General features: G+C 69.3%; 18 protein-coding genes. 5 read left to right on the forward strand and 13 right to left on the reverse strand.

Features of this window, described 5'->3' with window-relative positions:
• Nucleotides 1–60 precede the first annotated feature (60 nt).
• The 8 genes from tssH to tssA form a co-directional block, all read right to left on the reverse strand.
• Entirely contained in the window at nucleotides 61–2,835 is a 2,775-nt protein-coding gene (tssH, locus tag LMH63_RS11920) for a type VI secretion system ATPase TssH (RefSeq protein ID WP_109678542.1), read from the reverse strand.
• Nucleotides 2,792–3,901 carry a type VI secretion system baseplate subunit TssG gene (gene tssG / locus LMH63_RS11925; RefSeq protein ID WP_109678540.1) on the reverse strand — a complete coding sequence of 370 codons (1,110 nt, stop codon included), beginning with the start codon at nucleotides 3,899–3,901 and terminating at the stop codon, nucleotides 2,792–2,794. The genes tssH and tssG overlap by 44 nt, the downstream gene beginning before the upstream one ends.
• The gene (gene tssF, locus LMH63_RS11930; protein WP_109678538.1) at nucleotides 3,865–5,736 is read right to left on the reverse strand and encodes a type VI secretion system baseplate subunit TssF; all 1,872 of its coding nucleotides are present in this window, start codon (nucleotides 5,734–5,736) and stop codon (nucleotides 3,865–3,867) included. Before tssF ends, tssG begins: the two co-directional genes overlap by 37 nt.
• On the reverse strand, nucleotides 5,736–6,506 hold the full coding sequence (tssE, locus tag LMH63_RS11935) for a type VI secretion system baseplate subunit TssE (protein ID WP_229332579.1): 771 nt from the start codon (nucleotides 6,504–6,506) through the stop codon (nucleotides 5,736–5,738). Before tssE ends, tssF begins: the two co-directional genes overlap by 1 nt.
• A gap of 70 nt (nucleotides 6,507–6,576) precedes the next feature.
• Nucleotides 6,577–7,059 carry an Hcp family type VI secretion system effector gene (locus LMH63_RS11940; RefSeq protein WP_109678536.1) on the reverse strand — a complete coding sequence of 161 codons (483 nt, stop codon included), beginning with the start codon at nucleotides 7,057–7,059 and terminating at the stop codon, nucleotides 6,577–6,579.
• Between the two features lie 103 nt (nucleotides 7,060–7,162).
• On the reverse strand, nucleotides 7,163–8,662 hold the full coding sequence (tssC, locus tag LMH63_RS11945) for a type VI secretion system contractile sheath large subunit (protein WP_109678534.1): 1,500 nt from the start codon (nucleotides 8,660–8,662) through the stop codon (nucleotides 7,163–7,165).
• Nucleotides 8,663–8,665: 3 nt separating this feature from the next.
• A complete protein-coding gene (gene tssB / locus LMH63_RS11950) occupies nucleotides 8,666–9,184 on the reverse strand; it encodes a type VI secretion system contractile sheath small subunit (RefSeq protein ID WP_109678532.1) in 519 nt (172 codons plus the stop codon).
• A gap of 59 nt (nucleotides 9,185–9,243) precedes the next feature.
• On the reverse strand, nucleotides 9,244–10,254 hold the full coding sequence (tssA, locus tag LMH63_RS11955) for a type VI secretion system protein TssA (protein ID WP_109678530.1): 1,011 nt from the start codon (nucleotides 10,252–10,254) through the stop codon (nucleotides 9,244–9,246).
• 185 nt (nucleotides 10,255–10,439) lie between these two features.
• Between tssA and LMH63_RS11960 the strand changes: the two genes are divergently transcribed.
• Nucleotides 10,440–12,293, forward strand: coding sequence for a glycosyltransferase (locus LMH63_RS11960; protein ID WP_109678528.1), 1,854 nt, complete (start codon nucleotides 10,440–10,442; stop codon nucleotides 12,291–12,293).
• Here the strand turns inward: LMH63_RS11960 and LMH63_RS11965 are convergent.
• The 5 genes from LMH63_RS11965 to LMH63_RS11985 are packed head-to-tail and all read right to left on the reverse strand — an operon-like array spanning nucleotide 12,271 to nucleotide 20,592.
• On the reverse strand, nucleotides 12,271–12,681 hold the full coding sequence (locus LMH63_RS11965) for a DUF4150 domain-containing protein (protein WP_109678526.1): 411 nt from the start codon (nucleotides 12,679–12,681) through the stop codon (nucleotides 12,271–12,273). The two genes, LMH63_RS11960 and LMH63_RS11965, sit on opposite strands and share 23 nt — an antisense overlap.
• A 20-nt stretch (nucleotides 12,682–12,701) precedes the next feature.
• Entirely contained in the window at nucleotides 12,702–13,448 is a 747-nt protein-coding gene (locus tag LMH63_RS11970; RefSeq protein ID WP_109678524.1) for a DUF3540 domain-containing protein, read from the reverse strand.
• Nucleotides 13,449–13,462: 14 nt separating this feature from the next.
• Nucleotides 13,463–15,373 carry a pentapeptide repeat-containing protein gene (locus LMH63_RS11975; RefSeq protein ID WP_158280362.1) on the reverse strand — a complete coding sequence of 637 codons (1,911 nt, stop codon included), beginning with the start codon at nucleotides 15,371–15,373 and terminating at the stop codon, nucleotides 13,463–13,465.
• A gap of 32 nt (nucleotides 15,374–15,405) precedes the next feature.
• A complete protein-coding gene (locus LMH63_RS11980; RefSeq protein WP_109678520.1) occupies nucleotides 15,406–18,009 on the reverse strand; it encodes a DUF2169 family type VI secretion system accessory protein in 2,604 nt (867 codons plus the stop codon).
• Between the two features lie 30 nt (nucleotides 18,010–18,039).
• Nucleotides 18,040–20,592: a type VI secretion system Vgr family protein gene (locus tag LMH63_RS11985; RefSeq protein WP_158280361.1), complete on the reverse strand. Its 2,553-nt coding sequence runs from the start codon at nucleotides 20,590–20,592 to the stop codon at nucleotides 18,040–18,042.
• A gap of 163 nt (nucleotides 20,593–20,755) precedes the next feature.
• Between LMH63_RS11985 and LMH63_RS11990 the strand changes: the two genes are divergently transcribed.
• From LMH63_RS11990 to LMH63_RS12005, 4 genes are all read left to right on the forward strand, one after another.
• Nucleotides 20,756–21,505 carry a hypothetical protein gene (locus LMH63_RS11990; RefSeq protein ID WP_158280360.1) on the forward strand — a complete coding sequence of 250 codons (750 nt, stop codon included), beginning with the start codon at nucleotides 20,756–20,758 and terminating at the stop codon, nucleotides 21,503–21,505.
• Between the two features lie 413 nt (nucleotides 21,506–21,918).
• A complete protein-coding gene (locus tag LMH63_RS11995) occupies nucleotides 21,919–23,166 on the forward strand; it encodes an autotransporter outer membrane beta-barrel domain-containing protein (RefSeq protein ID WP_158280359.1) in 1,248 nt (415 codons plus the stop codon).
• Between the two features lie 61 nt (nucleotides 23,167–23,227).
• Complete coding sequence (locus tag LMH63_RS12000; protein WP_109678513.1) at nucleotides 23,228–23,848, forward strand: class I SAM-dependent methyltransferase; 621 nt, start codon at nucleotides 23,228–23,230, stop codon at nucleotides 23,846–23,848.
• Between the two features lie 156 nt (nucleotides 23,849–24,004).
• On the forward strand, nucleotides 24,005–26,605 hold the full coding sequence (locus LMH63_RS12005; protein ID WP_158280358.1) for a sensor domain-containing phosphodiesterase: 2,601 nt from the start codon (nucleotides 24,005–24,007) through the stop codon (nucleotides 26,603–26,605).
• Nucleotides 26,606–26,618 lie beyond the last annotated feature (13 nt).

Raw genomic sequence — 26,618 nt, forward strand, 5'->3', positions numbered from 1 at the left:
CAAGGCTCGCTCAGCAGCCCCCCGGCGTCAAGCGCGCCCACGGCCAGCAAGCTCCGGCGCTCACTCGAACGCATAGGTGAACTCCGCGTCCGTCACGTCCACATGCACCCGGCGGATCGGCCGGTGGTCGATCAGGCGCCCGAGGAACTCGCGGCTCAGGTCCGGCAACAGGCTGTTGGTGAGGATGGCGTCGATCATCCGCCCGCCGCTCTCAAGCTCGGTACAGCGCGCAAGCACCTGGTCGACCACCGCCTCCTCGTAGCTGAAGGGCACCTCGTGATTGTCCTGCACGCGGGCCGCAATGCGATCGAGCTGCAGGCGGATGATGTCTCGCAGCATGTCGTCGCCGAGCGGGTAGTAGGGAACGGTGACGATGCGACCGAGCAGCGCAGGCGGAAACACCCGCAGCAGCGGCTCGCGCAGTGCACGGGTCAGCTCGGCAGCGTCAGGGCGCTGCTGCCCGTCGCCGCAGGCGCGCATGATCAGCTCGGTACCGACATTCGTGGTCAGGATGATCAGGGTGTTCTTGAAGTCGATCAGCCGTCCTTCGCCATCCTCCATCCAGCCCTTGTCGAAGACCTGGAAGAAGATCTCGTGGACGTCCGGGTGGGCCTTCTCCACCTCGTCGAGGAGCACCACGCTGTACGGGCGCCGGCGCACCGCCTCGGTGAGCACCCCGCCCTCGCCGTAGCCCACGTATCCCGGCGGCGCGCCCTTCAGCGTCGAGACCGTGTGCGCCTCCTGGAACTCGCTCATGTTGATGGTGATGACGTTGTGCTCACCACCGTAGAGCGTCTCCGCGAGCGCGAGCGCGGTCTCCGTCTTGCCGACTCCGGACGGCCCGGCGAGCATGAACACGCCCACGGGCTTGCCGGGGTTATCCAGATTCGCGCGCGCCGTCTGCACGCGTCGCGCGATCATCGCAAGCGCATGGTCCTGGCCCTTGACCCGCTCCGACAGGCGCTCGGACAGCGAGAGGACGGCCGCGATCTCGTCTCGTACCATCCGCCCGACCGGAATGCCCGTCCAGTCCGCGACCACGGAGGCGACGGCCTGCGCGTCAACGCTCGGCAGGATCAGCGGCCGCTCGCCCTGCAGGTCCTCGAGCTCGGCCTGGAGCTCGCGCAGCCGCGCAACCATGCCCTCGGTGGTCTCCGGGGTCTGCTGCCCACCGCTTTCCTCACCGGCCACGCCGGTGTCGTCGCCACCTGCCGCCGGGCTCGGCGCATCGCCGCTGCCGGCCGCGGCGGCCTCGTCGGCCGCGGCCGCCGAACCGGCCCGCTCGCGCAGCGCCGCGCGCAGCTCGAGAATGCGGTCGACCACGGACTTCTCCCGCTGCCAGGCCTCCTCCAGCCCGGCGAGGCGCTCCCGTTCCTCGGCAACGGCCTGCCGCAGGCCGGGCTCGCGGTCCCCGGTATCCATGCCCACCGTCTGTTCGCGGCCGATGATCTCGAGCTCCGTTTCCAGTGCCTCGATGCGGCGTCGGCTGTCCTCCACCTCCGCAGGCACCCCGTGCTGGCTCACCGCCACCCGGGCGCATGCGGTGTCCAGCAGGCTCACGGCCTTGTCCGGGAGCTGCCGTGCCGGTATATAGCGGCTCGAGAGGCGTACCGCTGCCGTCAGCGCCTCGTCGCGCAGCTGCACCCGGTGATGCTGCTCCAGCGCGGAAGCCATGGAGCGGATCATCGCGGCCGCCCGCTCCTCGTCCGGCTCCTGCACCTGCACGGCCTGGAAGCGGCGGCTTAGCGCCGGGTCCTTCTCGATGTACTTCTTGTACTCGGTCCACGTGGTGGCGCCGATGGTGCGCAGTGTCCCCCGGGCGAGCGCCGGCTTGAGCAGGTTGGCCGCGTCGCCAGTGCCCGCCGCGCCGCCGGCGCCGATCAGCGTATGCGCCTCGTCGATGAAGAGAATGATCGGGCGCTCCGAGCCCTGGACCTCGTCGATCACCTGGCGCAGGCGGTTCTCGAACTCGCCCTTGACGCTCGCGCCGGCCTGCAGCAGGCCGACATCGAGGGCGCGCAGGCTCACCTCGCGCAGTGGCGGCGGCACGTCTCCGGTCGCGATGCGGCGGGCGAACCCTTCGGCCACCGCGGTCTTGCCGACCCCCGCCTCCCCGGTGAGGATCGGGTTGTTCTGGCGCCGACGCATGAGGATGTCGATCATCTGGCGGATTTCCTCGTCCCGCCCGACCACCGGATCGATCCGCCCCGCCCGGGCCTGCTCGGTGAGGTCGATGGTGAAGCGCTGCAGCGCCTCCTGGCGGCCCGCGGGCCCGCCCCGGGCCGCTTCCGCAGGCTCGCCGCCGGCGGCCGCCGCGTCCTGGCCGATGCGGGTGCCGTCGCTCGCCGCCTGGGCGGCCTCCGGCGAGTCTCCGAGAATGTCGTCCCACTCCTCGATCAGCTGATCGACGCGGATCCTGCCGAACTCCGCGGAGATCGCCGGCAGCAGGCTGCGCAGCCCGGGACTCTTGAGCAGGCCAACGAGCAGGTGTCCGGTGCGCACGCTCGAGTCGCCGAAGCGCAGCGAAGCCCAGACCCAGGCGCGCTCCACCGCGTCCTCCACGTGCGAGGAGAGGTCCGAGACCGAGCTCGCCCCCCGTGGCAGGGAGTCCAGGCTGCGCGTGATATCACGGGCCAGCCGGGACGGATCGAGCTCGAAGCGCCCCACCACACGGTGGAGGTCGGAATCCTGGAGCTGGAGAATCTGGTTGAGCCAGTGCGCCAGCTCGACGTAGGGATTCCCCCGCATCCGGCAGAATACGGTGGCGCTGTCGATTGCCTGGTAGGCGAGGCTATCCAGCTTCCCGAACAGCGCCGCGCGACTGATCTCCGCCACGGCTACCCCTCCTCGATGTCCATCGGTCCGTGGTGTCCGCTCTCGGCCGGGTCGCTTCCAGTGAACCGCGAATGACCGTCCCGCGTGCTTCCGCGCCGCGCACCGTTCCCAGCCAGCTGGTCCAGCCCAGGCGCGCGCCGCGCGCCAGGCGCAGCGGCGGCGCCTCTTCCGCGCGCATGCTCAGGGCGACATCCCAGGTCAGCTCGTCCCCCAGGTAGGCGCGTACCAGGTCGACCAGGTCCCCGAGTGCCGGGCCACCGGGCAGGAAGCCCTCGAAGCTGGTCCGCGTCAGCGGGCCGATGGCGATGCGGAAGCTGAACTGGCACTGCCAGGAGCGCCGCCCGAGATTGGCGCTGCGCCCGAGGCCGTTGCCGGCATCCCGCCCGAGGGCGAGCCGCTCGCCGGGCGGGATTTCCAGCCAGCGCGGTTGGAAGGGTTCGATGCGGCAGGGCATGCCGAAGTAGTCGGTGAGGATGTCCTCCAGGCCTTCCGCCGAGCGCGCCGCCGGCGCGAAACGCCCGGCGCGGCAGAGTCGTGCCTGGTCCCCTGCCCCATCGCGTCCCTGCAGCGCCGGCGTGCCCGTGCCGATCAGCGAGCCGACATAGTCGGCGAACCGGTCCTGCTCCGGCCGGTCGCGCTGGGTCGTCGGACGTGCATCGGCCCAGGCCCGGTAGAACAGGGTCGCCAGCCGGTGCTGGAAGGCGTTCACGAACTCGGTGAACGTCGGGTCGCGCTCCTGGCGCAGGCGCTCGTCGGCGTACTCCGTGAGGTGCAGGGGTAGGGGGCCATTGGGCCCGAACAGACCGAACGACTCGCACTCGACGCGATGTGGCGTCCCCGGGCGGAAAGCCGTCACCTCGCCCGGCGCGAACCGCAGCGTCGGCCGCTGCGCGATGCGCACCGGGTCCTCCGCGGGCCGCCGCGAGTGCCCGAGCCGCGGCATCGCCGGGTGGGCCGTTTCCACCACGCGCAGCGCCGCGAACAGGGTATACCTGTATGGCCGCTGCTCGAGGTCGCGCAGCGCCGGCCTCAGAGAGTCAGCCGCTGACCTGTCCGTACCGGCCATCGCATGACCTCGCCCCTGTCCTCGAGCTCTACCACTGTCTGGGTGAACGAATTGATGGAGACGTACTTCGCGAAGAACCGCTCCAGCACGGCACCGAGCAGGAAGCTGCCGACGCCGGTGAATGCCGCCTCGTCGAAGCGAAGCCTTACCTCGAGCCCGTTGCCGAAGCAGATCGGCCCCGACACCGGCATGCGCCGGACCGCGGCGCGCGACGACACCGAGCGTACCCCCTCCACGTGCCGTGCCAGCGCGTCGCGCGAATCGACATAGAGCGCCAGCATCTCGCGCAGCGCAGCGGCGCCGGTCTCCGCGTCCTGGTCCATGAGGGACAGGTAATTGAGGGAGAGCTGGCTGATCAGCCGCCAGACCGTGTCGCCCGCCTGGAAGGCGCCGCGCGGCCGGGTCGGCCCGGCCAGGACCCGCAGCGACGACACGGGTGCAGCGCTCTCCATGGTGAAATCCGTCGCTCCCTTGCCCAGCGGCATCTGCAGCGGGAGGTCACGGTTGCTGCACAGCGTGCGCACCTCCAGCTGCCGCAGGTCCTCCGCAAACGGTGCGTTGTCCGTGTCGACGATGCTCAGGAAGCACTCGCTGCCGAGATAGCTCGACCGCGCACCTTCGCGCCGCTGCCGTGCCGAGAACTGGCGCGGACGCCGCTGCACGGAGAAGAACGCCGTGCCCTCACGGGCGGGGCGGTGATGCGTGAGCTGATAGAAGGGGTGGAACTCGCGCCGGTCCTCGGGTGAGCGGCCGAAACCGGTGACGCCCTCGACCGCGTAGACCTCGAAATCCATGGGCCGGTTGCGATCGGGGACGACGTGAAACTCGGGCTGCGCGGGGTCGACGTGGATGCGATCGGCGGTGAGCGGAAAAAGATTCACCGCCGGCACGGCAAACAGCCGGAACTGCTTGGGCTGCAGCGCATGCTCGACCCGCGTATCGCCCCGTTCCAGGCAGATCGTGAGCTCGAGACGACTGCCACTGAGCCGGCGGAGCGCTTGCTGCAGCCCCGTGATCTCGAAGAAGAGAAACCGTGCAGGGAACGCGAAGTACTCCTGCAGCAGCCGATAGCCGTCGAACGAGCGCCGGGACGGCGGCAGCAGCGCCTCCTCGCGCTCGAACCCCACCTGCCGCAGATTCTCCCGCGATAGCCAGAGCGGCGCATCGTTCCCGGGATCACCGCGGACGTAGCAGCCGAGCCCGTTACCGAGCACCTGCTCGTAGAGGTTCATCGGGATCTCGTCGCTGCCGTGCAGAAACACCGGCAGTCGGTCCAGTGCGAGATCCGCGACTCCGAGCCCCGCCGTCACCTCGAGCTGGAGCTGCAGCGCCGCCTTCACGCCCCGGCGGACCGGCAGGCCGGCGGCGGCCACCGCGCCGGCGCTCGCCAGGTAGCGGGTGTCGGTCACGCGCAGTGGCCAGAGCGTGATGTCATGCGCGGTGCGGTATTCGCAGGCGGTCCGGTCGCCCTTGGCGAGGACGCTTCGCAGAACGCTGCCGCGCGGCACCGTGTACCCCTCCGCCAGTGCCCCTTCCGCGAGGTCCGGTGCAAGCTCCGCCACCACCATCGACGGCACGGGGCGTGCCAGTGGGGGATGGATCAGCTCGAGCAGGCTGCGGCTCAGCTCCGGGAACTGCTCGTCGAGCTTCAGCTGGACCCGCGCGGTGAGAAAGGCCACTCCCTCGAGCAGCCGCTCCACGTACGGATCGGCGCACTCGAAGCCGTCCAGGCCGAGCCGGCCGGCGATCTTGGGATACTCGCGCGCAAACTCGCCCCCGATTTCGCGCAGGTAGCGCAGCTCCTCCTCGTAGAGTCGCAGCAGGCGGGCATCCACTAGGCACCTCCCTCCGCCGCGCCACGGACCGTGACGGCGGCCGCCTCGAGGTCCAGCTCGGTGCGCAGCGAAAGATGCTGCGGTGAGGGTTGCCCCCAGAGGTCCGCCTCGATGAGGAAGGCAAGGGTGTTGCCGCGCCCGGCCTCACCGGCCTGCGGAGTCACCCGGATGTCGCGCAGGCGTGGCTCGAAGACCTCGATCGCGCCGCGAATGGCCGCCGCGATCTGCTCGACATCCGCACCGGAGATGGTGGTCCCGGCGAGCTCGGGAATACCGTAGTTGAGCACCGAACGCCGTATCTGCGGATACGCCTCGAGGGGCACCAGCGAGGCCAGGTGGCCGGTGTTGAGCAACCAGGCGAGGTCCCGCATCACCGACTCCTTGAGCTGCCGCGCGGAGATCACGCGATCCTGCTGCGACTCGCTGGTGTTCGGGATCAGCTGCCGCCGGGCCACGGTCGCCAGCTCCCTTACCGCGACCTCGGGCGCCTCCCGGCGCGGCCGGAAGGTGTGATCCAGCAGCCTTCGAACGCGCCACGTACCGGGCGCGCCCTCGTAAACCGCTACCGGACGGTCGCCGTCCACGCGCTCGGCCACCAGCGTGAACTCGTGCGCCTCCATCAGACGCTGGAAGTCGCCCGGTCGCAGGCCGGCCCGCTCGAGCGCTTCCTCCTGCAGCACCAGCTCTACACGCTCGCGGAAACGCGTGCGGTCGGTCAGCCGGTCGATGAGGGACGGCTGCAGTCGCTCCTGTGTAGTCAACTCGGCCATGGCTGCCGACCCACGCACTCACCGTCGCGGCCATGCCGCAGGCGCAGTGAGCCGCGACGGTCACCTGTGGCTACTTCTCGGCGTTCTCCTCGATGCTCCAGGCGAAGTCGATGGCCGCGTCGCCGGTGCCGTCGTCCTTCTGCGGCGTGTAGCTGATCTTGAACTCCGCGAAGTTGAGCGCGACGGTCTCCATGAGGCGATCCTCATTGCCGCTGTTGCCGCCGACATTGATGCTCGCCACCAGGATCTTCTTCAGCTCGATGACCAGGTACTCGAGCTGCTCGCCACCCGCCTTGCGTACCGTGAGCTTGCCGCTCTCGAAGTGCTTGCCGCTGGCCAGGTTCTTCCACAGTGTCGGTGAGGCCTTGTCGACATACTTCGCTACCGAGATGTCGCCAAAGCTCGCCTTGCCGGTGCCGCCGCCCCCGCCGCTGTGCATGGTGCCGGGCTGACTGGCGCCCCATGACCAGTTGACCACCTCGATGGCATCGGCATGCTGTGCATCCTTGGATTCGCCGTCCACACCCTCGATCTTGAGAAAGCAGTCGAACATTGTTTCTCTCCTTCTCCGCTGCGCTGCCGCGCCCTGTTCCCGTGATCCCCTGCGATCACCCTGCAATCACGCGCGCGTCGTCCGCCGCACCGTCGGGGCAATGTCACTGGCCCTTGACCGAAGGCAGCTTGGAAACCAGGCGCAATGACACCGTCAGCCCCTCGAGCTGGTAGTGCGGACGCAGATAGAAGAACGAGCGATAGTAGCCGGGATTGGCTTCGTCCTCCTCGACGCGTACCTCTGCCGCTGCCAGCGGCTTCCGTGCCTTGGTCTCCTGGCTTGCGTTGGCCGGGTCCCCGGTGACGTACTGCATGATCCAGTTCTGCAGGAAACGCTGCATGTCCTCGCGCTCCTGGAACGAGCCGACCTTGTCGCGAACGATGCACTTCAGGTAGTGCGCGAAGCGGCAGGTCGCGAACAGGTACGGCAACCGGGCACCAAGCTGGGCGTTGGCGGTGGCGTCGGGATCATCGTACTCGGCCGGCTTGTGCAGCGACTGTGCGCCGATGAACGCCGCGATGTCGGTGTTCTTTCGGTGGATCAGCGGCATGAGGCCGCTTTTGGCGAGCTCGGCTTCACGCCGGTCACTGATGGCGATCTCCGTCGGGCATTTCATGTCCACGCCGCCGTCGTCGCTGGGGAAGGTGTGCACCGGCAGTGACTCCACCGCGCCCCCCGACTCCACGCCGCGGATCCGCGAGCACCATCCGTACTCCTTGAACGAGCGGTTGATGTTGACGGCCATGGCGTAGGCGGAATTCGCCCAGGTGTACTTGTTGTGATCCGTGCCAGCGACCTCCTCCTCGAAATCGAACTCCTCCACCGGCTCTGTCTTGGCACCGTAGGGCAGCCGGGCCAGGAAGCGCGGCATGGCAAGACCGATGTACTTGGAGTCCTCGGACTCGCGCAGCGAGCGCCAGGCAGCGTACTCGGGCGTGGAGAAGATCTTCGAGAGATCACGCGGATTGGACAGCTCCTGCCACGATTCCATCTGCATCAGCGAAGGCGCCGCGCCAGCGATGAACGGCGCATGTGCGGCCGACGCGATCTGCGCCAGGCTTGAGAGCATCTCCACGTCCTGCGGCCCGTGATCGAAGTGATAGTCACCGATCAGGGCGCCATAGGGCTCACCGCCGAGCTGTCCGTACTCCTCTTCGTAGAGGCGCTTGAACAGCGGGCTCTGGTCCCACGCCGTACCCTTGTACTTGCGCAGCGTCTTGTGCAGCTCCTTCTTGGAGATGCTCATGAAACGGATCTTGAGCATCTCGTCCGACTCGGTGTTGTTCACCAGGTAGCTGAGCCCGCGCCAGGCACCCTCGAGCTGCTGGAACTTCTCGTGGTGGATGACCTCGTTGATCTGTTCGGTCAGCTTCTGGTCGATCTCGGCGATAATCGCGTTGACCGTGCTGATGACGTCATCGGAGATGACGGTGGTTTCCCGCAGGGCCTGCTCGGCCAGCGTCTGGACGGCCGTCTCGACCTCCTCGCGCGCCCGGTCCGACTTGGGCCGGAACTCCTTCTGGAGCAGCTGCGCGAAGTCGTCCGCCGACAGCGCCTCGGCCGCCGCCCCCTGTTCCTGGGCTTCCTTCTCTGACTCTGCCACGGCTTACTCCTCGCTCTGCTTCTCGCTCTGTTCGCTCGGCTTGGCGGCCAGCGACTCCAGTAGCGACGGGTCATTCAGCACCCGGGCGATCAGCTCCTCGGCACCCGACTTCCCGTCCATGTACGTCACCAGATTGGCGAGCTGCTGGCGGGCCTCGAGCAGGCGCCGCAACGGCTCGATCTGCCGCGCCACCGAGGCCGGGGAGAAGTCCTCCATGCTCTCGAAGGTGAGGTCCACCTCGAGCCTCCCCTCGCCGGTGAGCTTGTTTTCCACAGCGTAGTGCAGCGACGGCTGCAATGCCTTCATGCGACTGTCGAAATTGTCGACGTCGATCTCCAGGAACTTGCGCTGATCAGGCGGCGGCAGCGACTCCTGGCTGTCGCCGGCCAGGTCCGAGAGCACACCCATTACGAAGGGCAGCTGCACCTTCTTCTCGGCGCCGTAGATCTCCGTGTCGTACTCGATCTGCACGCGCGGCGGCCGATTGCGGCCGATGAATTTCTGAGAGCTTGGCTTGGCCACGGCTTACCTCCAGCTTGGCATTACAGCTCCGATCGGTTTCCCGGCACGCGATGGCATGGTCACTCCTGCCCCGCTTTCCCGCGGATCGCCCGCGCCTGGGCGACGGCATCCGGGGCGATGTCCTCGATAATCCCCATGAAGTCCAGGTCCACGAGGTGTTTCGCCCGTTCGAGCAGCAGTGGCACGGGGCTGGACGGCTCGTTGACGCGGAAGTACTCAATGACGCGATCGAGGACGTGGACCGCCTCCTGGCGGCTACGGATCGCGGTCCTCCCGTCCGCGCCCTGCGCCGGCACCGGCGCCGACAGCTCCTGGGCGGCGGCCGCGCCGGCACTGCCGGGCTCCGGTGTCGCACCGGCGTCACTGCGCTCGCCGAGGCGGGCGCTCGTGTAAGCGTGCATTTCCGCGAGGGTCGCCCGCAGGCGACCCAGATCGGGCGAGGCGGTGGCGCCGGCGCGCTCGGTGAAGATCTCCCCGATGGCGTCCAGATCCGGTATCGCTCGCGCCAGCGCGCTGTCGAGAGCCTCCAGCTCCGCCCCATCCATTGCCTGGAATGCCGCCAGGACCAGCGCTTCCTGGGGCGGCTCGCCGTCGTAGTCGGCAGGTGGCTCGACCTTGCCCTGCGCGATCTGGATGTCCTCGAGGCTGAAACGCCCCGCCGCGCGGTCCTCGACCAGGGCAGCCCGTCGCAACGGCCGGATGATGCGGTGATAGTTAACGAGATTTAACACCGCGCTGGAGCGCTCGACGGCGTCCTCGCCATCGAGCCGGGGGTAGACCTCGTCCCAGTGCTCTTCGAGGTACCGTCGCAGGAGAGCGAGGGCGTCGCAGAAGGAGCGCACCCCCTCGGTGTTGAGCAGCGCGCCGGCGAGGTAGACGAGCGCCCGCAGATCGCGGCTGCGCTCCAGCGCGCCGGCCGCGGCCTCACCGAGCGCGGACCAGTCCGGCTCGTTCTCCGTGTCGGACCAGCGCGCCAGCAGATCGAGCTGCACCAGCTCGCCGGAATCGTCCAGATCGATTCCGGCGGGCGGATGCTCGGGGATCTCCCCGACGAATCGCTCCAACTCCATGCCCGCCCCCTCGGGGAAAGACGGCCCGAAACGGAGTCTCGTGTCATTCGGCGCTAGAAGTGTAGTCAACGCATGGGAACTAAGCGAAATGTCGCGGGCCGGGCTTGCCGACCGCGGATCGTCATGCTTCGATCGGGTCGTGTGCCCGCCGGCGGGCGTGACGTGACGCGGCGGAATTCGGTTCAATGTCGCAATCGGAAACCCCCTCCGGAGACGACAGCGCAGAGCGTGCCCTGGTCTACAGCGGCCAGCTGCTCAGCATGGGCCGCGATGCACGCTGCGCGGTCGCCCTCACCCGCGCCCTGGAGCGTATCCTGCCCACTGATCTGGCGACCGGCGGCCCGGTCTCTCCCCAGGTGGCCGAGTGGGCCGGCGATCTGCGCATCCTCCCGTACGAGCCCGGGATGGAGCGCGGCTACGGGCTGCTCTGCAACGTCGATCCGCTGAGCTACGCGGAGCCCCTCGCCCGTCGCAACCTGGCCTGGGTCGCCGCGCCCCACGTCAACAACGTGCCCGCCCCCGGGTTCGAGATCCTCGGCATGAGTGATCACGTGGTCGCCGCGGTCGAGCGCCTCTGGGAGCGTGTCGCGACCCGGCTCTACCCTGGCGTCGATGCCCCGGCCACCGTGCTGACGAAGGAGCGCATCATCCTCAGCGTCGGGCGCTTCACCGCACCCGGGCCGCTGCTGGATCACGGCCACCTGCAGGCAGTACGGCAGTTCCGCGAGCTCTGCGAATCCGGCATCGAGGACTGGCAGCTGGTGCTCGTGGGCGGCCTGGTGCCCGGCAACGGCCCCTACCTGGACCGGATCCAGCAGGCCGCCGCGGGCCTGAACGTCCGGATCGTGCCCAATGCCGACCAGGCGACGCTGGATGCCTATCGCGCCCTCGCCGCAATCTACTGGGATCTCGAAGGTCTCAACCAGCCGGGCTACCCCGGTGCCGAGGGCGCATTCCCCCTGGCGCTGATCGAGGCGGCAGCCACGGGGGCGGTGCCGCTGGCGGTCGGCCACGGTGCCGCACCGGAGTTCGTCAGCCACGGCTACAACGGCTTTCTCGTGGAATCCGGCGCGCAATGCGTGGAGCTGACCGCGAAGATGATCCGCGCGCCGTCCGCCTGGTCGATGCTCAGCCAGCGCGCGCTGGAGACGAGCCGCGGCTGGACGGACCCGCGAGCCTGGCAGGAACGGGTGGACGCGGTGCTCCGACACCGGCCGGCACCGCGACCGCCGCGGCATCGCTGGCTCGACCATGCGCCTGACCAGGATCAGGTCTGTGCGGTGATCGCGGCCTACAATCGCGCGCAGCAGACGCGGGACTGCCTGGCGGCACTGCGGGAGCTCAATCCGCAGGTGCGGATCATCCTCGTCGACAATGGCTCCGACGAGGACCAGGGCGCCGGCGGCGAGCTCGCCGAGGCGAGCGGCGGCCTGCTGCTGCGCCGCGAGCGCAACGACGGCCTCGGCGCCGCACTGGCCGCCGCCGTGCCGCACTGCGACCGCGCCTTCGTGGCCGTCCTGCATAACGACGTCGTCCCGGTCGCGAGCGGCGACTGGCTGGACGTCCTGCTCGCGGAGATGACGGATCCGGAGGTGGGCGTTGCCGGCGCCAAGCTCAAGCGCCCCGACGGCACGACGGTGCAGTTCGCCGGCTGGGGCTTCACGCCGCAGGGTGATGGTGCCTTCTTCCACCTCGGCGAGGGCTGCGCCGACGAGCCGCGCTTCAACCAGCGCCGTCTCGGGCTGGGAGTCTCGTCGGCCTGCATGCTCTGCCGCCGGGAGCTCTTCGACCCGGATCCGGGCTACCGCATCGTCTACAACGACCTCGATCTCTGCTTCAAGGCCGCGGCCGCCGGCCTGCGGGCCGTCTACCAGCCCGCGTCGGTGCTCGTGCACCTGGAGGCGGTGACACGCGCGCTGCTCCCCGACCCCGGCCGGCTCGCCGCCGCCGACCGGGAACGGTTCTTCCACCGCCATGCCGAGGCGATCGCGCGTCTGCGCAATGGCGGCGCCAGCGCTACGGCATCACCCGCACCTTGACCTGGCTCGGCGATACCTGGCTGCCGGCGGGCATGTTGGCGTTGTTGCCGTTCTGCCCGGTCATGCTGAGATGGTGCGCCACCTGCTGGCCTTCCACCTTCACCTTGGAGCTGCACTTCTTGTAGCTCACCTTGCTCATGTTCACGTTCGACATCACGCCGCCGAGCGTCCCCGGCTCGTCGCCCTGTGAGCGGGACATCTCGGACTTCTTCGTGCATACCGCCTTGTTGCAGAACTTGACCTTGCTGCTGGTCTTGCTGGCCTGCATCACCATGCCGGTGTTCGGATACGGTACCGGCACGGGCGAGGGCGACGGCGGCGCGGGCGTCTTGCAGACATCCGGAAACGCGAAGCAATTGCCGCCCTGCTTGGTGGACCCTGGCATCATGGCTGAACCTCCGCGCGATGCTAGCCGAGATGAATCTGCTCGGCCTTGACCTTGACGTCCCGGTCCGCCTTGGAATGGATGCGTTCCGCCTTGTGCAGCGATGTCCCGCGGACCACGGTACGCGCGCGCCCCGCCGCGAGCTGCCAGAGCCCGGAGACGCGCGTGTAGACACTGGACACCCGGCTGAGCACGGTGTCGGCGCTCAGGCGGGCGGTGCCGGTTCCGGCCTCGAGCTCGCGCGCATGCACGCCGAGGTGATCCGCCTGCACGTGGGCATGGCGGGAGGTCTGCCGCGCCACCTCCGATTCCAGGTGCAGCTCGGTGTTGCGCAGCTCGGTGCGGCTGGGCCCGATGCTCAGCCGGGGCAGCAGCCGGCCCGCCCGCCCCAGCACCGACAGCACGACCCCGAGCCGGCTGCGGATCTCCACCGCCAGGGCACTGGTGAGCTCGATGCCGCCGGCGGCAACGATCCGGGCCTTGCCCCTGGTCGTGACCAGCTCCAGGTCGCCGTCGTCGACGCTGAGCCGCAGCCCGCGGCGGGCGGTTTCCAGGACGCCGATAATGTAGAGCGCACCGCCCTCGTCACCGATCACCAGCGTTCGGTCGCCAACCGCAGGGCGGTAGCCGTGCACGGCGGGGATCGCCGGGTACCGCGACCGCTCCAGCTCGACCACCGCAAGCTCCCCGTCGCGGGCGACCACGCGCGCCGGCCCCAGATAGCGGGAGCCGGCGCTGACGGCTTCGGCCAGGCATTCTTCGAGTGGCATGGCTAGCTCTCCTTTCAGGGTCTCGGCGGTTGCCAGGTCTCGGCGGCGGCCCGGTCCGGGTCCGTGCGCTCAACGCCTTTCAGGCGCGCCCCCTTCCAGATCGCGCCCCGGTCGTCGATACAATGCAGTACCGCCTGCTGCAGGTTGGCGTCGGTGAAGTCGGCGTGCCGGCAGTCGGCCCGGGCGAAGACGCTGAAGGGCGCGTGGACCCCGGTGAAGTCCGCGCGGCTGCAGCGGGCACCGGTGAGCTCCGCCCGCGCGAGGTCCGCGTCGGCCAGTACCGTGAGCTCGAGGCACGCCCCGACGAAGCGGGCCATCGGCGCCTGCAGCCCGCGCAGATCCGCCCCGCTGAGGTTGCAGTCGACGAAATCGGCCGCGGTGGCCTCGGCACCCGCCAGCACCGCCCCGGTCAGGTCGGCGGCGGTGAAGTTCACCCGGGTCAGGATCGCGCCGCCGAGATGCGTCTCGCGCAGATCCGCGCCCTCGAGGTCGCAGTCCGTGAGCTCGTCGCCGGAGAGGTCCAGCCCGGCAAGGCAGGCCCCCTTGAGGGCGCAGAGAATGAAGCGGTTCTCCCCCCGGATCCACGTCCGCAGGTCCATCCCTGAGAGGTCTGTCGCCTCGAACCGGGCGGCGGTCAGGTCGGCGTCCCTGAGGCGGGTCTCCTGGAGCTCGCAGAAGTCCAGCCGTGCCCCCCGCAGATCCGCGCCCTGCAGGTCCGCGGCCGTGAAGTCGGTGTTCGTCAGCGTGGCCCCGGAGAGCACTGCCCGCACCAGCCGAGCCTGCGAGAAGGCGGTGTCGGTGAGGTCGCACCCGGTCAGCAGCGCATCGTCCAGGACCGTACCGGAGAAGTCGGCCGCGACGAGATGGAGGCCGCGGAAGTCGGCGCCGGGCAGTCGGCAGTCGTGAAACACGTTGTCCCCGAGGCGCGCGCCCGCGAGCCGTATCCGGGCGAGATCGCAGCCCCGGAAGGTGGCACCACGCAGGTCGGCTTCCCCGAAGCGCGCGCCGGCGAGAGCGCAGTCCGCGAACTCCGCGCCGCTGCAGTCCGCGCCGGACAGCTCCAGGCCCTCCAGCGCGCAGGCATCGAATGCGGCCACGCCGAGGTCGGCGCCGCTCAGATCCATGGCCGTCAGCGTGCAGCGCTCGAAGCGGCAGCCGCGCCACGCCGCCGGCAGTCCGGTGAACCCGGTGAAATCGATGCCGCGGAACCGCACACCGTCCAGCCGCGCCTGGCCCCAGCGCACCTCCGCGAGCTCGGACTCCCGCAGCACGGTACCGGCGAGGGCGGCGCTCTCCAGCACGACCCGATCGAGGCGGCACCGCTCCAGCACGGTGTCCCGGAACCCGGCCCGCGAACAGTCGGCGCCGGTGAGACGGCACTGCTCGAAGTTTGCTGCGCCAAGGTCCGCACCCACCAGCACGGCCGCCTCGAAGCCTGCGTTCGTGAAGCTGGCGCGGCGCAGGTCACAGCCCTGCATGTGCGCGCCGCGGAAGCTCAGCTCGCCGTGGGTCTCGTCGTCCACCAGGGAGAGCAGCTGCTCGGCAAGCGCCTCTCCGTCCATGCCCCGATCCAGCCCCTCCCGGACCAGCCGGGAGAGATCCCGGGAGACCGGATCGGTGTGCGCCCGCACGCGCTCGAGGCTCGCCCCCGCAAGGTCGGCGCCGCGGCAGTCGCAGTTGATCAGCAGCGCCTCGGCAAAGGCTGCCCCCGGGCAGGCGCTCTCGGAGAGGTCGACGTCGATGAGCATGGCGGAGCGGAAGTCGGCCTCATGCAGACGGGCGCCACGCAGGCGCACCCGCTGCAGCAGCGCTCGCTCGAAGCGAGCGTTGCCCAGGTCGGCGCCGGAGAGGTCCAGGTCCTCCAGCTGCTCGCCCTCGAAGCTCTCGCCACGCCGTACCCGTGCGAGCACCTCGTCGCGCGTCATTGGCCCTTCACGCCGCCCGCCTGCCGCCGACATCAGGGGCCCAGCTTGGTCATGAGCAGGTTCGTGCCCTCCGCCTCCGCTGCCTTCAGCGTCGCGTCGAGGAGCTCGACCCCATAGAAATTGGCACCGTTGATGTAGGCGCCCGTCAGGTCCGCCCCCTCGAGGGAGCCTTCGAAGAGGTTCGCGGAATCGAACCGGGCACCCCGGCAGCGCGCGAGGGTGAAGCGCGCGAATGGCATGTCGGCCGCGGTGAAGTCCGCATCCACGGCGGAGCAGTGGATGAAGTTGGCGCCCTCCAGATCGGCGCAGGAGAAGTCCGCCCCGTCCAGCACGCAGCCCTCGAAGACGGCCTCCCGGCCATGGCTGCCGCGGAAGTCGGCGTCGCTGAAGTCCGCGCCGGCAGAGCCGCGCAGCGTGGTGATGTCGGCGTCGGGGAAGCGCGCCCTCCGCAACGAGGTGCCGTCCAGCTGCAGGTCCGTGCAATCGCTGCCCTGGAAGTCGGCGCCGTCCAGGGCCGCCGACGACAGCCAGGCGCCGGACAGCATCGCCGCGCGGAACGAGCACCCTTCCATCCGCGCACCGGTGAAGTCCGCGTCGGCCGCGCTCACGCGCTCCAGGATGGCGCCGCGCAGGTCGGCACCGCCGAAGTCCGCCCCGGTCAGTATCGCCTCCCGCAGCACCGCGTCCCGCAGGAACGCCGAAGCGAGGTCCGCGCCGGCGAGGTTCGCGTTCTCGAGCTGCGCGTGCGGGAGGCTGGCTTCAGCGAGCGTCGCTTCCTGCAGGTCCGCGCCGCGCAGGTCCGCATCGCCGAGAAACGCGCCTGCGAGCACCGCCTTCCCTGCCTGGCAGCCGCCGAGCCGCGCCCGATCCAGGCGCGCCGTGCTCAGGTCGGCCTCCGCCAGGCGGGCGCGTGCCAGGGAGGCTCCGACGAGGGAGGCACGGGCGAACGTCGCCAGCGCACAGTCCGCTGCCGTCAGGTCCGCATCGTCCAGCGTTGCGCCGGACAGCCGCGCCGCCTGCAGCACCGCACCGGAGAGGTCCGCGTGCAGCAGCGAGGCGCCGTCCAGTTGCGCGCCGCCCAGATCAGCCCGGGCGAGCAGCCCACCATCCAGCCGCGCCCCGTCCATGAGGCAGTCCCGGAAGCAGGCGCCGGTGAGCTCCGATCCGGTGAAATCCGTGCCGCCGAGGCGCGCGCCCCGAAAGTCCGCCGCCCCGAAGCGGTGCCGGGAAAGATCCAGCCCGCCGAGGTCCGCCCCGGCCAGGCTCTCACCCTCCGCGGCGGCGGCGATCACCCGCTCCCGTGTCCACTCCTCCGCCTGCTGCTCCTCCGCCTCCGCCTTCTCCCGCGCCTCGATCTCGCCCAGGATTCGCTGCGCCTCGGCCTCGACCTCCGGCGACAGCGCAGGAGCCTCGGCCGGGGCGGCTTCGGCCGCCTCCTGGGGCTGTCTGAGTGCCTCGAGCTGCTCCGCGAGCTCAGGGGGGAAAGGGTCCTCTGCCTCCACAGGCTCCGCGGCCGGCGCGGCGCCTGTGTCCGCGGACCGCGCCGGCTCGTCCGCCGCGGTGTCCTCTACAGCGGGCAGTTCCTCCTCGAATTCCGTGTCGCGTGCGTCGATCAGCGCCTGCAACTGCTGCCTGTACTCGGACGCCTGCCGCACAGGCGCCTCGAGGCGCTCGTCCAGTATCCCCAGCCGACGGATCTCCATGGCCTCGAAGGTCTCGACGGCGGTCACGCCCCGCCAGACCAGGTGGATCTCCCCCGCGTCGGCGTCGATCCAGAGCGTGTCCAGGTTCATGGGCAGCCGCTCGACGCGGCCGTCGTGGTCCTCACGGATGCAGACAACACGGATTCCCGGGAGCTGCGTGCGGATCAGCCCATGGTCCGGATGCAGACCTTCCAGCGACACCGCCTCATCCCCGCGGAGATAGCCGTCCACCTGCTGGTCGCGCGGTGCGGCGTTGAAGTACGACCAGTCGAAGTCGTCGGGGAAACCCGGCCAGCGGCGCTCGAGATAGTCGCCCCCGTAGCTGCCCACCATCCCCCGACGCGGCTCCCAGTTGGGAGACAGCGGCCCGAACCCTGCCGGGTCGGGGCGGTCGCCCCGCCCCTGGATCAGCTGGTCCAGGTACTCGATGTTCGGCAGCTCGTCGCCGTTGCGCCCCTTGCCGACCGGGTTGCGCGGATCCCCCTCGCCGCCGTACGCATTCTCGTAGGTCAGCGCGACCTCGTTAACGGGCTCCGGCTCGGAGATGGATGTGCCGAGCAGTCCACCACGAAAACGGCGCGGACCGAATACGGCCAGGGTCTTGGCAAGCTCTCCCACGCGAATGCCCACGCGCATCGCCGGTCGCGGCCGGCCTGTCCGGGGCGCATGGGCGGTGCCGCGGAGCAGAACGTCTGCTCGCGGTTTCCAGGGAACAGCATCGGATGGGTGCTCAAGCGCCGTGTGGTCGGCCCACCCCTGCAGCAAGGGCCGGTCGCCCTCCAGCAACGGCTGGCCTTCCAGCGGCTCGACGCGGCCGTCCGGCCGCAGCGCAAACCCGGCCTTCACAAGCACGGTCAGCCGGTAGCCCTGGCCGCGCGCCTGACCCGACACCACGGAAGCGACGGTGAATCCGGAGAAGTCTTCGAGGTCCATGTTCTCTCGCCACGGTGACGCGCGAGGAATTCAATCCACCTGGAAGTTCTTGTGCCTGATCACCCCTTTCTTCCAGGTCGTTGTCTCGGTTTGAAAAACCACCTCGCCACGAGCCGCCAGAAGAATATCCTGATCCTGACTGTAAATATCCACTTTTCCTTTTGCGTTCACCTCCAGGTGATCCTTGTCATCGATCGATATCCTGGACTTGCCGTTATTCGCGGTGATCTTCACTCCCTGCTTGGAAAGCCGCATGTTCGCTTCGGGCGATCGATGCATTGAGATCGCATCGTGGTTCTGCTCCGCGGCCTTGTCCTTCGCCCTCGCCTCATGGGCACCAAGCGCCCAGGCTGCGAAGCCGCCCACCAGCCCGGCAAGCCCGGAGCCACCCGCCTCGACCATGGCACAGGTGCCCGCCCAGGGACTCGGTGCCTCGCCCTTCTTGATCGGATCCACCGCATCGTCGCCATGATCGAGCATGTACTGCCTGCCCTGGGCGACGAGGTGTGCCGCCAGGCCCAGCGAAGAGCCGGTCAGGCTCCTCCACCCGGGCGTGCTTACCGAGTCGCGACCCGCGGAGCCGGAGTAGTAGCTCAGCATGAGCTCATCACGATCAGCCTTCACGATGGACTGGTCGTTACTGCCACCGAGGATCCAGACGGTGTCGCTGGCATCGAGGGTGACATCATTCTCCGCCGCGAGGGTGTTGTTCTTCGAGGTCTTGGAATACGAGGAGGACTTCCCGAGGGTTACCTTGGTCGCATTGGCGTATTCCAGCGTGTGTCCGAAGGACAGGCTGGAGGCGCTGCCGACCGAAACGCTCATGCTGTGGCCAAGCGTGGTGATGAGCTTGGATCCGATCAGCGCTGTGCTCGTACTGCCCATGAAGACATCACCGGTCATGCCGCCGGTCACCGAGAAGGAATCGCTCTCGGTGAACTCGTGCTTGCTCTTGCCCAGCACCAGGCCTGAGCTCTTGCTCGGCGAGCGCAGCGCGATCATCCTGCCGACCGCATCCATGAGCAGCAGATTTCCGAACTTGTCGCTCAATGAAACGCTTTCCTCGCCAGGCTTTCCGTTCATTATCAGCTGATTGCCGCACTTCTGGTTGATCCGGATGAACTGCTCGCCTTCCTTGCCCTCCCAGACCATCTCGTTGTCGCCGTAATCGCGGATGATGCTCTTCGTCTTGTGCGACGGCAGATCCTCCGGCGGCATGTTGTCCGCGTTGTAGACCCGCCCGGTGATGATCGGCCGGTCCGGATCGCCCTCCAGGAAGCTGACGAGCACCTCGTGGCCGATGTGAGGCAGGAACATGCCGCCCCAGTTCCTGCCGGCCCAGTTCTGCGAGACGCGCACCCAGCACGAGCTGTTCTCGTCGCTGGAGCCTTCCCGGTCCCAGTGGAACTGCACCTTCACGCGGCCGTACTTGTCGGTCCAGATGTCCTGGCCACTCTGGCCGACGACCACCGCCGTCTGCGGACCCTGGACCACGGGCCTGGGCGTGGAGCGCACCGGCCGGAACGGCTCCTGGCTGTCCATGGCGGTGAACGCGCAGGAGAATGCCGTGCCCTCGCCCACCTCGCGCGTCTCGAGGGGATTGGCGTCGATCTCGAAGCTCGCCCCCGTCACCAGGTACTCGCGGTTCTGGTCGTCCCGGGGGTAGCCCCGCAACCGGAACAGCGCTCCGGCGCCGAGGCCGCGCACGTTCCCCGTGCCCCGGACCCGCTCGAAGCGCGCCTGCTGCTCCTCCACGCGCACGCGGGCGTAGCGCTCGCCGGCGCTCTTCTCGCGGTACCCGCCCGGGTAGTCGTACACTTCGTAGCTCTCCGCAGAGTGCTGGCGCTCGATCGCGCCCTTCGCCTCGAGGTTTGCGCGCGGCTTCTCGAAGTCGAAGTCGCGCAGGGCGTACAGCTCGGGCTGGATCTCCTGGGTGAGCAGCCAGTCGGAGATGTGGTCGCGCTCGCGCCCGGCCTCGTTGCCGGGCGGGTAGTAGGGAACCTCCTCGTAGCCCTCCGGTGCCGCGTGTGCCGCATAGTCGTCGGCCATCACGAGCGTGTGCCTGTCCTCCTCGTGCCGGAAGAAGAAATAGATGCCTTCCTCCTCCAGCAGCCGACTGACGAACTGAAGGTCGCTCTCGCGGTACTGCACGCAGTACTCGCGGCTGTCATACGAGCCGCTGAGCGAATCCTCGAAGTCGCTGAAGCCGTGCTCCCGGAACACCGCCTGGACGATCTCCGGCACGCTGCGCTCCTGGAAGATCCGGCAGTCGGAGCAGCGGCTGAGGTACCAGAGCCACGGGCGGAGATGCGCCTGGAACAGCGCATGGCGCCCGGAGCGCCCGAGCTGTGCGAAGCGGGTGACGAACCCGTTGAAGAACCGCGCGCCGCCATCGGGCAGGCTCATGCGCACGGTCAGAGGCTGGCCGAGCACGTCCGGGAACGCGAGCGCCTCGTCCGTACCAAGCAACTCCACCGTGTACTCGAACGGGCGGCCCAGCTGCTCCGTCCCGGAGAGGCGTCGTACGATCAGGCGGTCCCCGAGAGCGCCTGCCAGGGTGACGTCCCGTGCTGGCGTGCTCATACCGGCATCGGCCCTCCGCGGTGCAGGTTGGCGGCTCGCGCGGCGCGCTCTGGCGCCGGTCCCTGCAAGTCTAGACGTGCCCATCACCCGTGCCAGTGCGGCGGCGCGCTGCCTATACTGGGCTGCAAGCGCGAGTGGCAACGCGGGCGGGAGATGCGCTGCCGTGACCAGGCGCCACATCTACAGCTACTTCGATCCGGACTTCTACAGCGCGAACGCACCCGCCTGCCCGTCGGGCAATGCCGGTGACAGCGTGGTACCGCTGCGCGCCGGCATGCTGCGCTGGGATCGTAGCGTGGGGTTCGACGATCTCGCCGATCTCGTGCGCCGCCTGGACGTATTGAGCGGTGGGAACGGTGAGCCGGTCGGTCTGCTGGGCGTGCTATGCCACGGCCGGCCCGGCGCGCTGCGCGTGCTCTCGAGAGCAAGCGGCCTGCTCACGATCGCCAATCTGTCCAGCCACGGGCCCGCCCTGCGCGGCATGAATGCGGCCCTGCACCGCAACCAGGGGGCTGCCGCACCGTCACCGCTGGTCGTCTTCCTGGCCTGCAGCGCGGCTGCCGGTACATCCGGGCGCGTCCTCTTCGAGGCCATCAGCACCTGGATGCCGGGAACCCGCGTCGTCGGTTTTCAGCGTCTGCTGACGCTGGATGCGACGCGCCCCCGCGAACGCGCCGACGGCAGCATCTGCCTGCCACCGGATGTGCGTGTGACACCGGACGTCTACGACCCCGAGCGGCCCATCGCCGGCCAGGAGGGCAGCAGCTACGACGACCCGACGTCGCTGCCCTTCGCGACCCCGGAGGCCGTCCACGCCCGGGAGTTCCGCGACGGCGAGCTGTGGCGGGACACCGCCGACGGCGCCGGAGGCAACGTTCCGCTGCGGGCGCCGACGCGTGCCGGAGCGCCGTAGCATTACCAAAGCGGCCGCAGTGGGGGCGCCGCAGCCGGGAGACGTTCTACGGCGAAGACTCCTGGGCGGTGCGAATGCCGATGAACGGCGTCAGCCGCAAATGCGCGGTGCGGTTGACTCCCGGGCGGATCGATCAATACTTGAGGCAACGAGCAGGGTTACGGCACAGCATCGGCGCGCCTGGCCTACTTCCTTCGGCCAGGGGCGCCGGGGCGCAACACAAGAACATACTGGCCCCGGGGGACCCTCCCATGAAGGGCAATCGTTCTGCTGGCCATCGGCACCCGCCAGTCCCGCACATGAGCCGGCGTTCATCGGCGGCCATAAAGATCGCGGCCCTCCTCGCCGGCATGGCGGTATCCGGCGCCCACGCCCAGATTTCGACCGAGGGCATCACGGATACACAGCGTTCGGTGGCGGAGGCGCTGAACGCCACCTGCCCTGCCCTTGAGGAGAGGCAGCAGCAGGAGGTAATAACGTCCGGCGAGGAGGACCTTCTCGCCACCTGCAGCACCGTAGAGGGAGCGGAAACGCCCGCCGAGACGGGCGCCCTCCTCAGCCAGCTCGCCGAGGAAGAGGTCTTCGCCCAGGGCCGCCTGGGGACCACCACCACGCGGGAGCAGCTGGCCAACGTCGACGAGCGCCTGACCCAGCTGCGGGGCGGCAGCAGCGGAATCGATCTGACCGGGCTGAACGTGGCCGTCGACGGCGAGCGGGTTCCGCCGCTGATGCTGGCCAGCGCCGCCGAGGGGGTGCTTGGCGTCAATGCTGACGGCGAGGAGGAGATAGGCGCGGATTTCGCGCGCTGGGGTCTGTACCTCAACGGGAACATCACCCGTAGCGAGCGTGATCGAACGACCCGCGAGTCCGGCTTCGACGCAGACGCCTGGGGCATAACCGGCGGTGCGGACTACCGGCTGACCGACCAGGTCGTGCTCGGCGGCTCGCTCGGCTACAGCCGCACCGACACCTCGCTGAGCAGCGATTCCGGCGGCATCGATACCGAGGGCTACACCGCGTCGCTCTATGGGACGTGGTATCAGGCGCAAGGCCTCTATTTCGACGCAATCGTCTCCTACGGCGTGAACGAGTACGACACGAAACGCCGGGTGGATACCAGCGGCGGCCCGATCTCCGCCGAGGGCGAGCCGGACGGCGACCAGGTCGCGGTAAGCCTGGACGGCGGCTACGACCTGGCCCGCGGCCCGTGGACCTTCGGCTTCCAGGCGCGCGCCGTGTACCTGGAGGCCGACGTGGACGGCTACCGCGAGACGCCGTCGGCCCCGGGGGCGACCGGTTCCGGCAGCCTGCTCGAGATCGATGACCAGCGCATCGAGTCGTTTATCACCGAGCTTGCCGTGCAGGCGACCTATGCCATCTCGACGCGCGTCGGCGTGATCCTGCCGACCGCGCGCCTGGGCTGGGAACACCAGTTTGCGGACGACGAGCGCGACCTCGCCGCGCGCTTCGTGAACGATCCGACGAGCACCACGTTCCGCATCCGCTCCGATTCGCCCGACCGCGACTACATCAACGCCGGCGCCGGCCTGTCCGCGCAGTTCGCACAGGGGCGCTCGGCGTTCATCTTCGCCGAATCCGTGCTCGGAAGGGAGGACGTCACCGAGTACAGCGTGTCAGCAGGGGTCCGCCTGGAGTTCTGAGTGGTACCCGCGGGCCGGTCATCACCCCGCACATGACTTCGTCGCACACCAAATACCATCGATGGCTTTCTACGAAGACCGCATCCTGCCGCACCTGCTCCACCTCGCCTGCGGCAACCGGGTGGTGGAGCAGCAGCGGGCGAAGGTGGTGCCGCAGGCGTCGGGCCGGGTACTGGAGGTCGGCATGGGCTCGGGGCTCAACCTGCCCTACTACGATCCGGGCCGGGTGGAGCTGGTGTGGGGGCTCGAGCCGTCGGAGGGGATGCGCCGCAAGGCGCGGGCGAATGCGGCCCGCGTCCCCTTCGAGCTGCGGTGGCTGGAGCTGCCCGGCGAGGAGATCCCGCTGGAGGATGACAGCGCCGACACGGTAGTCATCACCTATACGCTGTGCACGATCCCGGACTGGCAGCGGGCGCTCGGGCAGATGCGGCGGGTACTGAAGCCCGGCGGCCAGCTGCTTTTCTGCGAGCACGGCAGCGCGCCGGATGCGGGCGTGCGCCGCTGGCAGGAGCGCATCAATCCCGTCTGGCGCAGGCTCGCCGGCGGCTGCAACCTCAATCGCGCCATCCCGCAGCTCATCACGGACACGGGCTTCGCCATCGACCGCATGGACTCCGGCTACCTGCCGAAGACCCCGCGGTTCGCCGGCTTCAACTACTGGGGTGCGGCATACCCGCGCTGACAGCGCCGAGCCCGCAGCCGTGAATCGGTGACATATGCGGGCTCGCAGAGGGACCGGCGAGTCGATTCCGCGGTGACTGGTTTTGAGTCCCGCGCGGGCGCAGGATGGTCGCCAGGGCGCCGCATGCTGCGGCGCTCCCCCTGGGCGGAGCCCTCAATGGTCGACCCGCACGGTTCCAGGCCGCCGGACCCCGAGGCGGCCCGGCTGGATGCACTCGCACGCTTCGGGCTGATGGACTCCGTCCCCGACGGCACGGCGGATCGCGTGGTCGCGCTGGCGGCGAGCATCGCCGGCACGCCCATGGCGCTGGTGTCGCTGGTGGACGCGGAGCGGCAGTGGTTCAAGGCGGCCCATGGCGTATCCATCCGCGAAACACCCCGGCGCCATTCATTCTGCGCGCATGCCCTCGACGGGCAGGATCTGCTCGAGATCCCGGACGCCCTCGAGGACGATCGGTTCCGCGACAACCCGCTGGTAACCGGCGACCCCCATGTTCGCTTCTACGCGGGCGCGCCACTGATGACGCGGGAGAGCCATGTCCTCGGCACCCTGTGCGTGCTGGACCACACCCCGCGGCGACTCACTCAGGGCCAGCGCGCCGCGCTGCGGCTGCTCGCCGAGCTGGTCATGGAGCATTTCGAGTATGCGGTGGTAGCGGATGATGTCGCGCGCGAGCACCGCCGTCTGGAGGAGATCGTCACCGGCACCAACGCGGCGACCTGGGAGTGGCACGTGCCGAGCGGCGAGCTGCGCATCAACCGTCGCTGGGCCACGATGCTCGGCGAGGAACCGGAGGCACTGGCGGAGCCGTCCATCGATACCTGGCGGGCGCGCGTGCACCCGGAGGATCTGCCCGCGGCCGAGGCCGCCCTCTCGCGCCACTTCGCGGGGACCACGGATTTCTTCGACTGCCGGTTGCGCATGTGTCATCGCAACGGCGGCTGGGTATGGGTGCATACCCGCGGGCGGCTCTGGAGCCGGCGCGCCGACGACAACGCACCCGTGTGGATGTCCGGAACGCATCTGGACGTCACCGCCGAAAAGGAAGCGGAAGAGGCATTGCGGCTCTACGCCAGCGTCTTCCTCGCGAGCCCCGACGGCATCATGATCACGACCCCGGACCATCGCATCCTGGACGTGAACCCGGCCTACACCCGCGCCACGGGGTACGAGCGCGACGAGGTCATCGGCACCGAGTCCGAGCTCTGGACCGACCCGGACAATGCCCCGATCGTCCGCGCCCTTGCGCGCGATGGCCAGTGGCGAGGCGAGCGCTGGGCCCGCCGGCGTTCGGGAGCGATCTACCCGGAGCAGCTCGCCATCAACCGCGTCGCAGACGAGCGCGGCGCCCTCTCACACTACATCGCCGTGTTCTCGGACATCAGCCATCTCAAGGAGTACGAGCGCCGAATCCGCCATCTCGGGCTGTACGATGCCCTCACCGAGCTGCCCAACCGGCACCTGTTCGCCTCCTCGCTGCGGGAGGCCATGGTCCAGGCGCGCCAGCGAGGCCAGGGCCTCGGCGTGGCGATACTCGATATCGATCATCTGCAGCAGTTCAACTCAACGCAGGGCAAGGCGGCCGGCGATGCCGTGCTCCGAGAGATGGCCACGAACCTGGAGCAGGCGCTCGGGCCTGGCGATCTCCTGGCGCGGGTGGGCGGCGACGAGTTCGCGGTGATGCTGGGCGGCGTGGCGGATCATGGCGCCCTGGTGGCGCGCCTGGACGTGCTGCACCGGGCCATCGGTGCACCGCTGGACGCGGCCGGCGGTACGGCGCGGTTCACCGCCAGTGCCGGGGCCACGCTGTTCCCGCTGGACGAGGGTGACGCCGAGCAGCTGCTGCGGCATGCCAGCCAGGCCATGTATCGGGCAAAGCAGTCGGGGCGCGACTGCACCATCGTCTTCGATACGGATTCCGCCCGGGAGGTGGAGCTGCGTCAGCGCGGGCTGTGGCGCCTGCGCGAAGCGCTGGCGGCGGACGAGTTCACGCTGCACTACCAGCCCCGGGTGGACCTGGTCAGCGGCGAGGTGCTCGGCGTCGAGGCACTGCTGCGCTGGCAGCACCCGGACCAGGGGCTGCAGGCGCCCGGCGAGTTTCTGCCGCTGCTGGAAGGGGCGCCGCTGGAGCATGCTGTCGGCGCCTGGGTGCTGCGCACGGCCATCGCCGAAGGCGCCCGACACGGCCTGCCGGTGAGCGTGAATGTCTCGGCGCGACAGCTGCTTGCGCCGGATTTCTCGACGGATCTGGTAGCTCTGCTCGGCACCCAGCCGGGATTTCCGGCAACGGCCCTGGAGCTGGAGATTCTCGAGGCCGAGGCGGTGTATGACTGGCAGGCGGCGCAGCCGGTGTTCGCGGAGCTCCGGGCGCATGGCGTGCGCTTCGCGCTGGATGATTTCGGCACCGGCTACTCGTCGCTGGTGCATCTGCGCCACATGCCGGTGGAGGTGCTGAAGATCGACGTCGGCTTCGTGCGACGCATGCTCGAGAGCAGCGAAGATGCCGCCATCGTCGAGAGCGTGGTACGGCTGGCGCGCAGCTTCGAGCTGGAAACGGTGGCCGAGGGTGTTGAGACGCCTACGCACGGCGAGCGCCTCGTCGCCCTGGGTTGCCGGGTTGGCCAGGGATTCGGCATCGCCCGCCCCATGCCGAGCGAGGAGCTCGGCCCCTGGCTGGAAGGCCGGCCCCTGCGACGAATGCCTGCACCCGCGCCGCCCGCGCGCGACGATGACCGCAGCCGCCCCGAGCAACCGTGACGAAGACACGGAT

Origin of the sequence: Spiribacter halobius (genome assembly GCF_020883455.1) — a bacterium.
Taxonomy (GTDB): domain Bacteria; phylum Pseudomonadota; class Gammaproteobacteria; order Nitrococcales; family Nitrococcaceae; genus Sediminicurvatus; species Sediminicurvatus halobius.

Excerpts from the sequence above, each read along its gene's own strand:
- tssE (WP_229332579.1), bottom strand. The coding sequence starts at position 6,506 with ATGGCCGAGTTGACTACACAGGAGCGACTGCAGCCGTCCCTCATCGAC.
- LMH63_RS11980 (WP_109678520.1), bottom strand. The coding sequence starts at position 18,009 with ATGGACCTCGAAGACTTCTCCGGATTCACCGTCGCTTCCGTGGTGTCG.
- LMH63_RS12005 (WP_158280358.1), top strand. The coding sequence starts at position 24,005 with ATGGTCGACCCGCACGGTTCCAGGCCGCCGGACCCCGAGGCGGCCCGG.
- tssG (WP_109678540.1), bottom strand. The coding sequence starts at position 3,901 with ATGGCCGGTACGGACAGGTCAGCGGCTGACTCTCTGAGGCCGGCGCTG.
- LMH63_RS11975 (WP_158280362.1), bottom strand. The coding sequence starts at position 15,373 with ATGACGCGCGACGAGGTGCTCGCACGGGTACGGCGTGGCGAGAGCTTC.
- LMH63_RS11970 (WP_109678524.1), bottom strand. The coding sequence starts at position 13,448 with ATGCCACTCGAAGAATGCCTGGCCGAAGCCGTCAGCGCCGGCTCCCGC.
- tssA (WP_109678530.1), bottom strand. The coding sequence starts at position 10,254 with ATGGAGTTGGAGCGATTCGTCGGGGAGATCCCCGAGCATCCGCCCGCC.
- LMH63_RS11965 (WP_109678526.1), bottom strand. The coding sequence starts at position 12,681 with ATGATGCCAGGGTCCACCAAGCAGGGCGGCAATTGCTTCGCGTTTCCG.
- LMH63_RS11940 (WP_109678536.1), bottom strand. The coding sequence starts at position 7,059 with ATGTTCGACTGCTTTCTCAAGATCGAGGGTGTGGACGGCGAATCCAAG.
- LMH63_RS12000 (WP_109678513.1), top strand. The coding sequence starts at position 23,228 with ATGGCTTTCTACGAAGACCGCATCCTGCCGCACCTGCTCCACCTCGCC.
- LMH63_RS11985 (WP_158280361.1), bottom strand. The coding sequence starts at position 20,592 with ATGAGCACGCCAGCACGGGACGTCACCCTGGCAGGCGCTCTCGGGGAC.
- LMH63_RS11960 (WP_109678528.1), top strand. The coding sequence starts at position 10,440 with ATGTCGCAATCGGAAACCCCCTCCGGAGACGACAGCGCAGAGCGTGCC.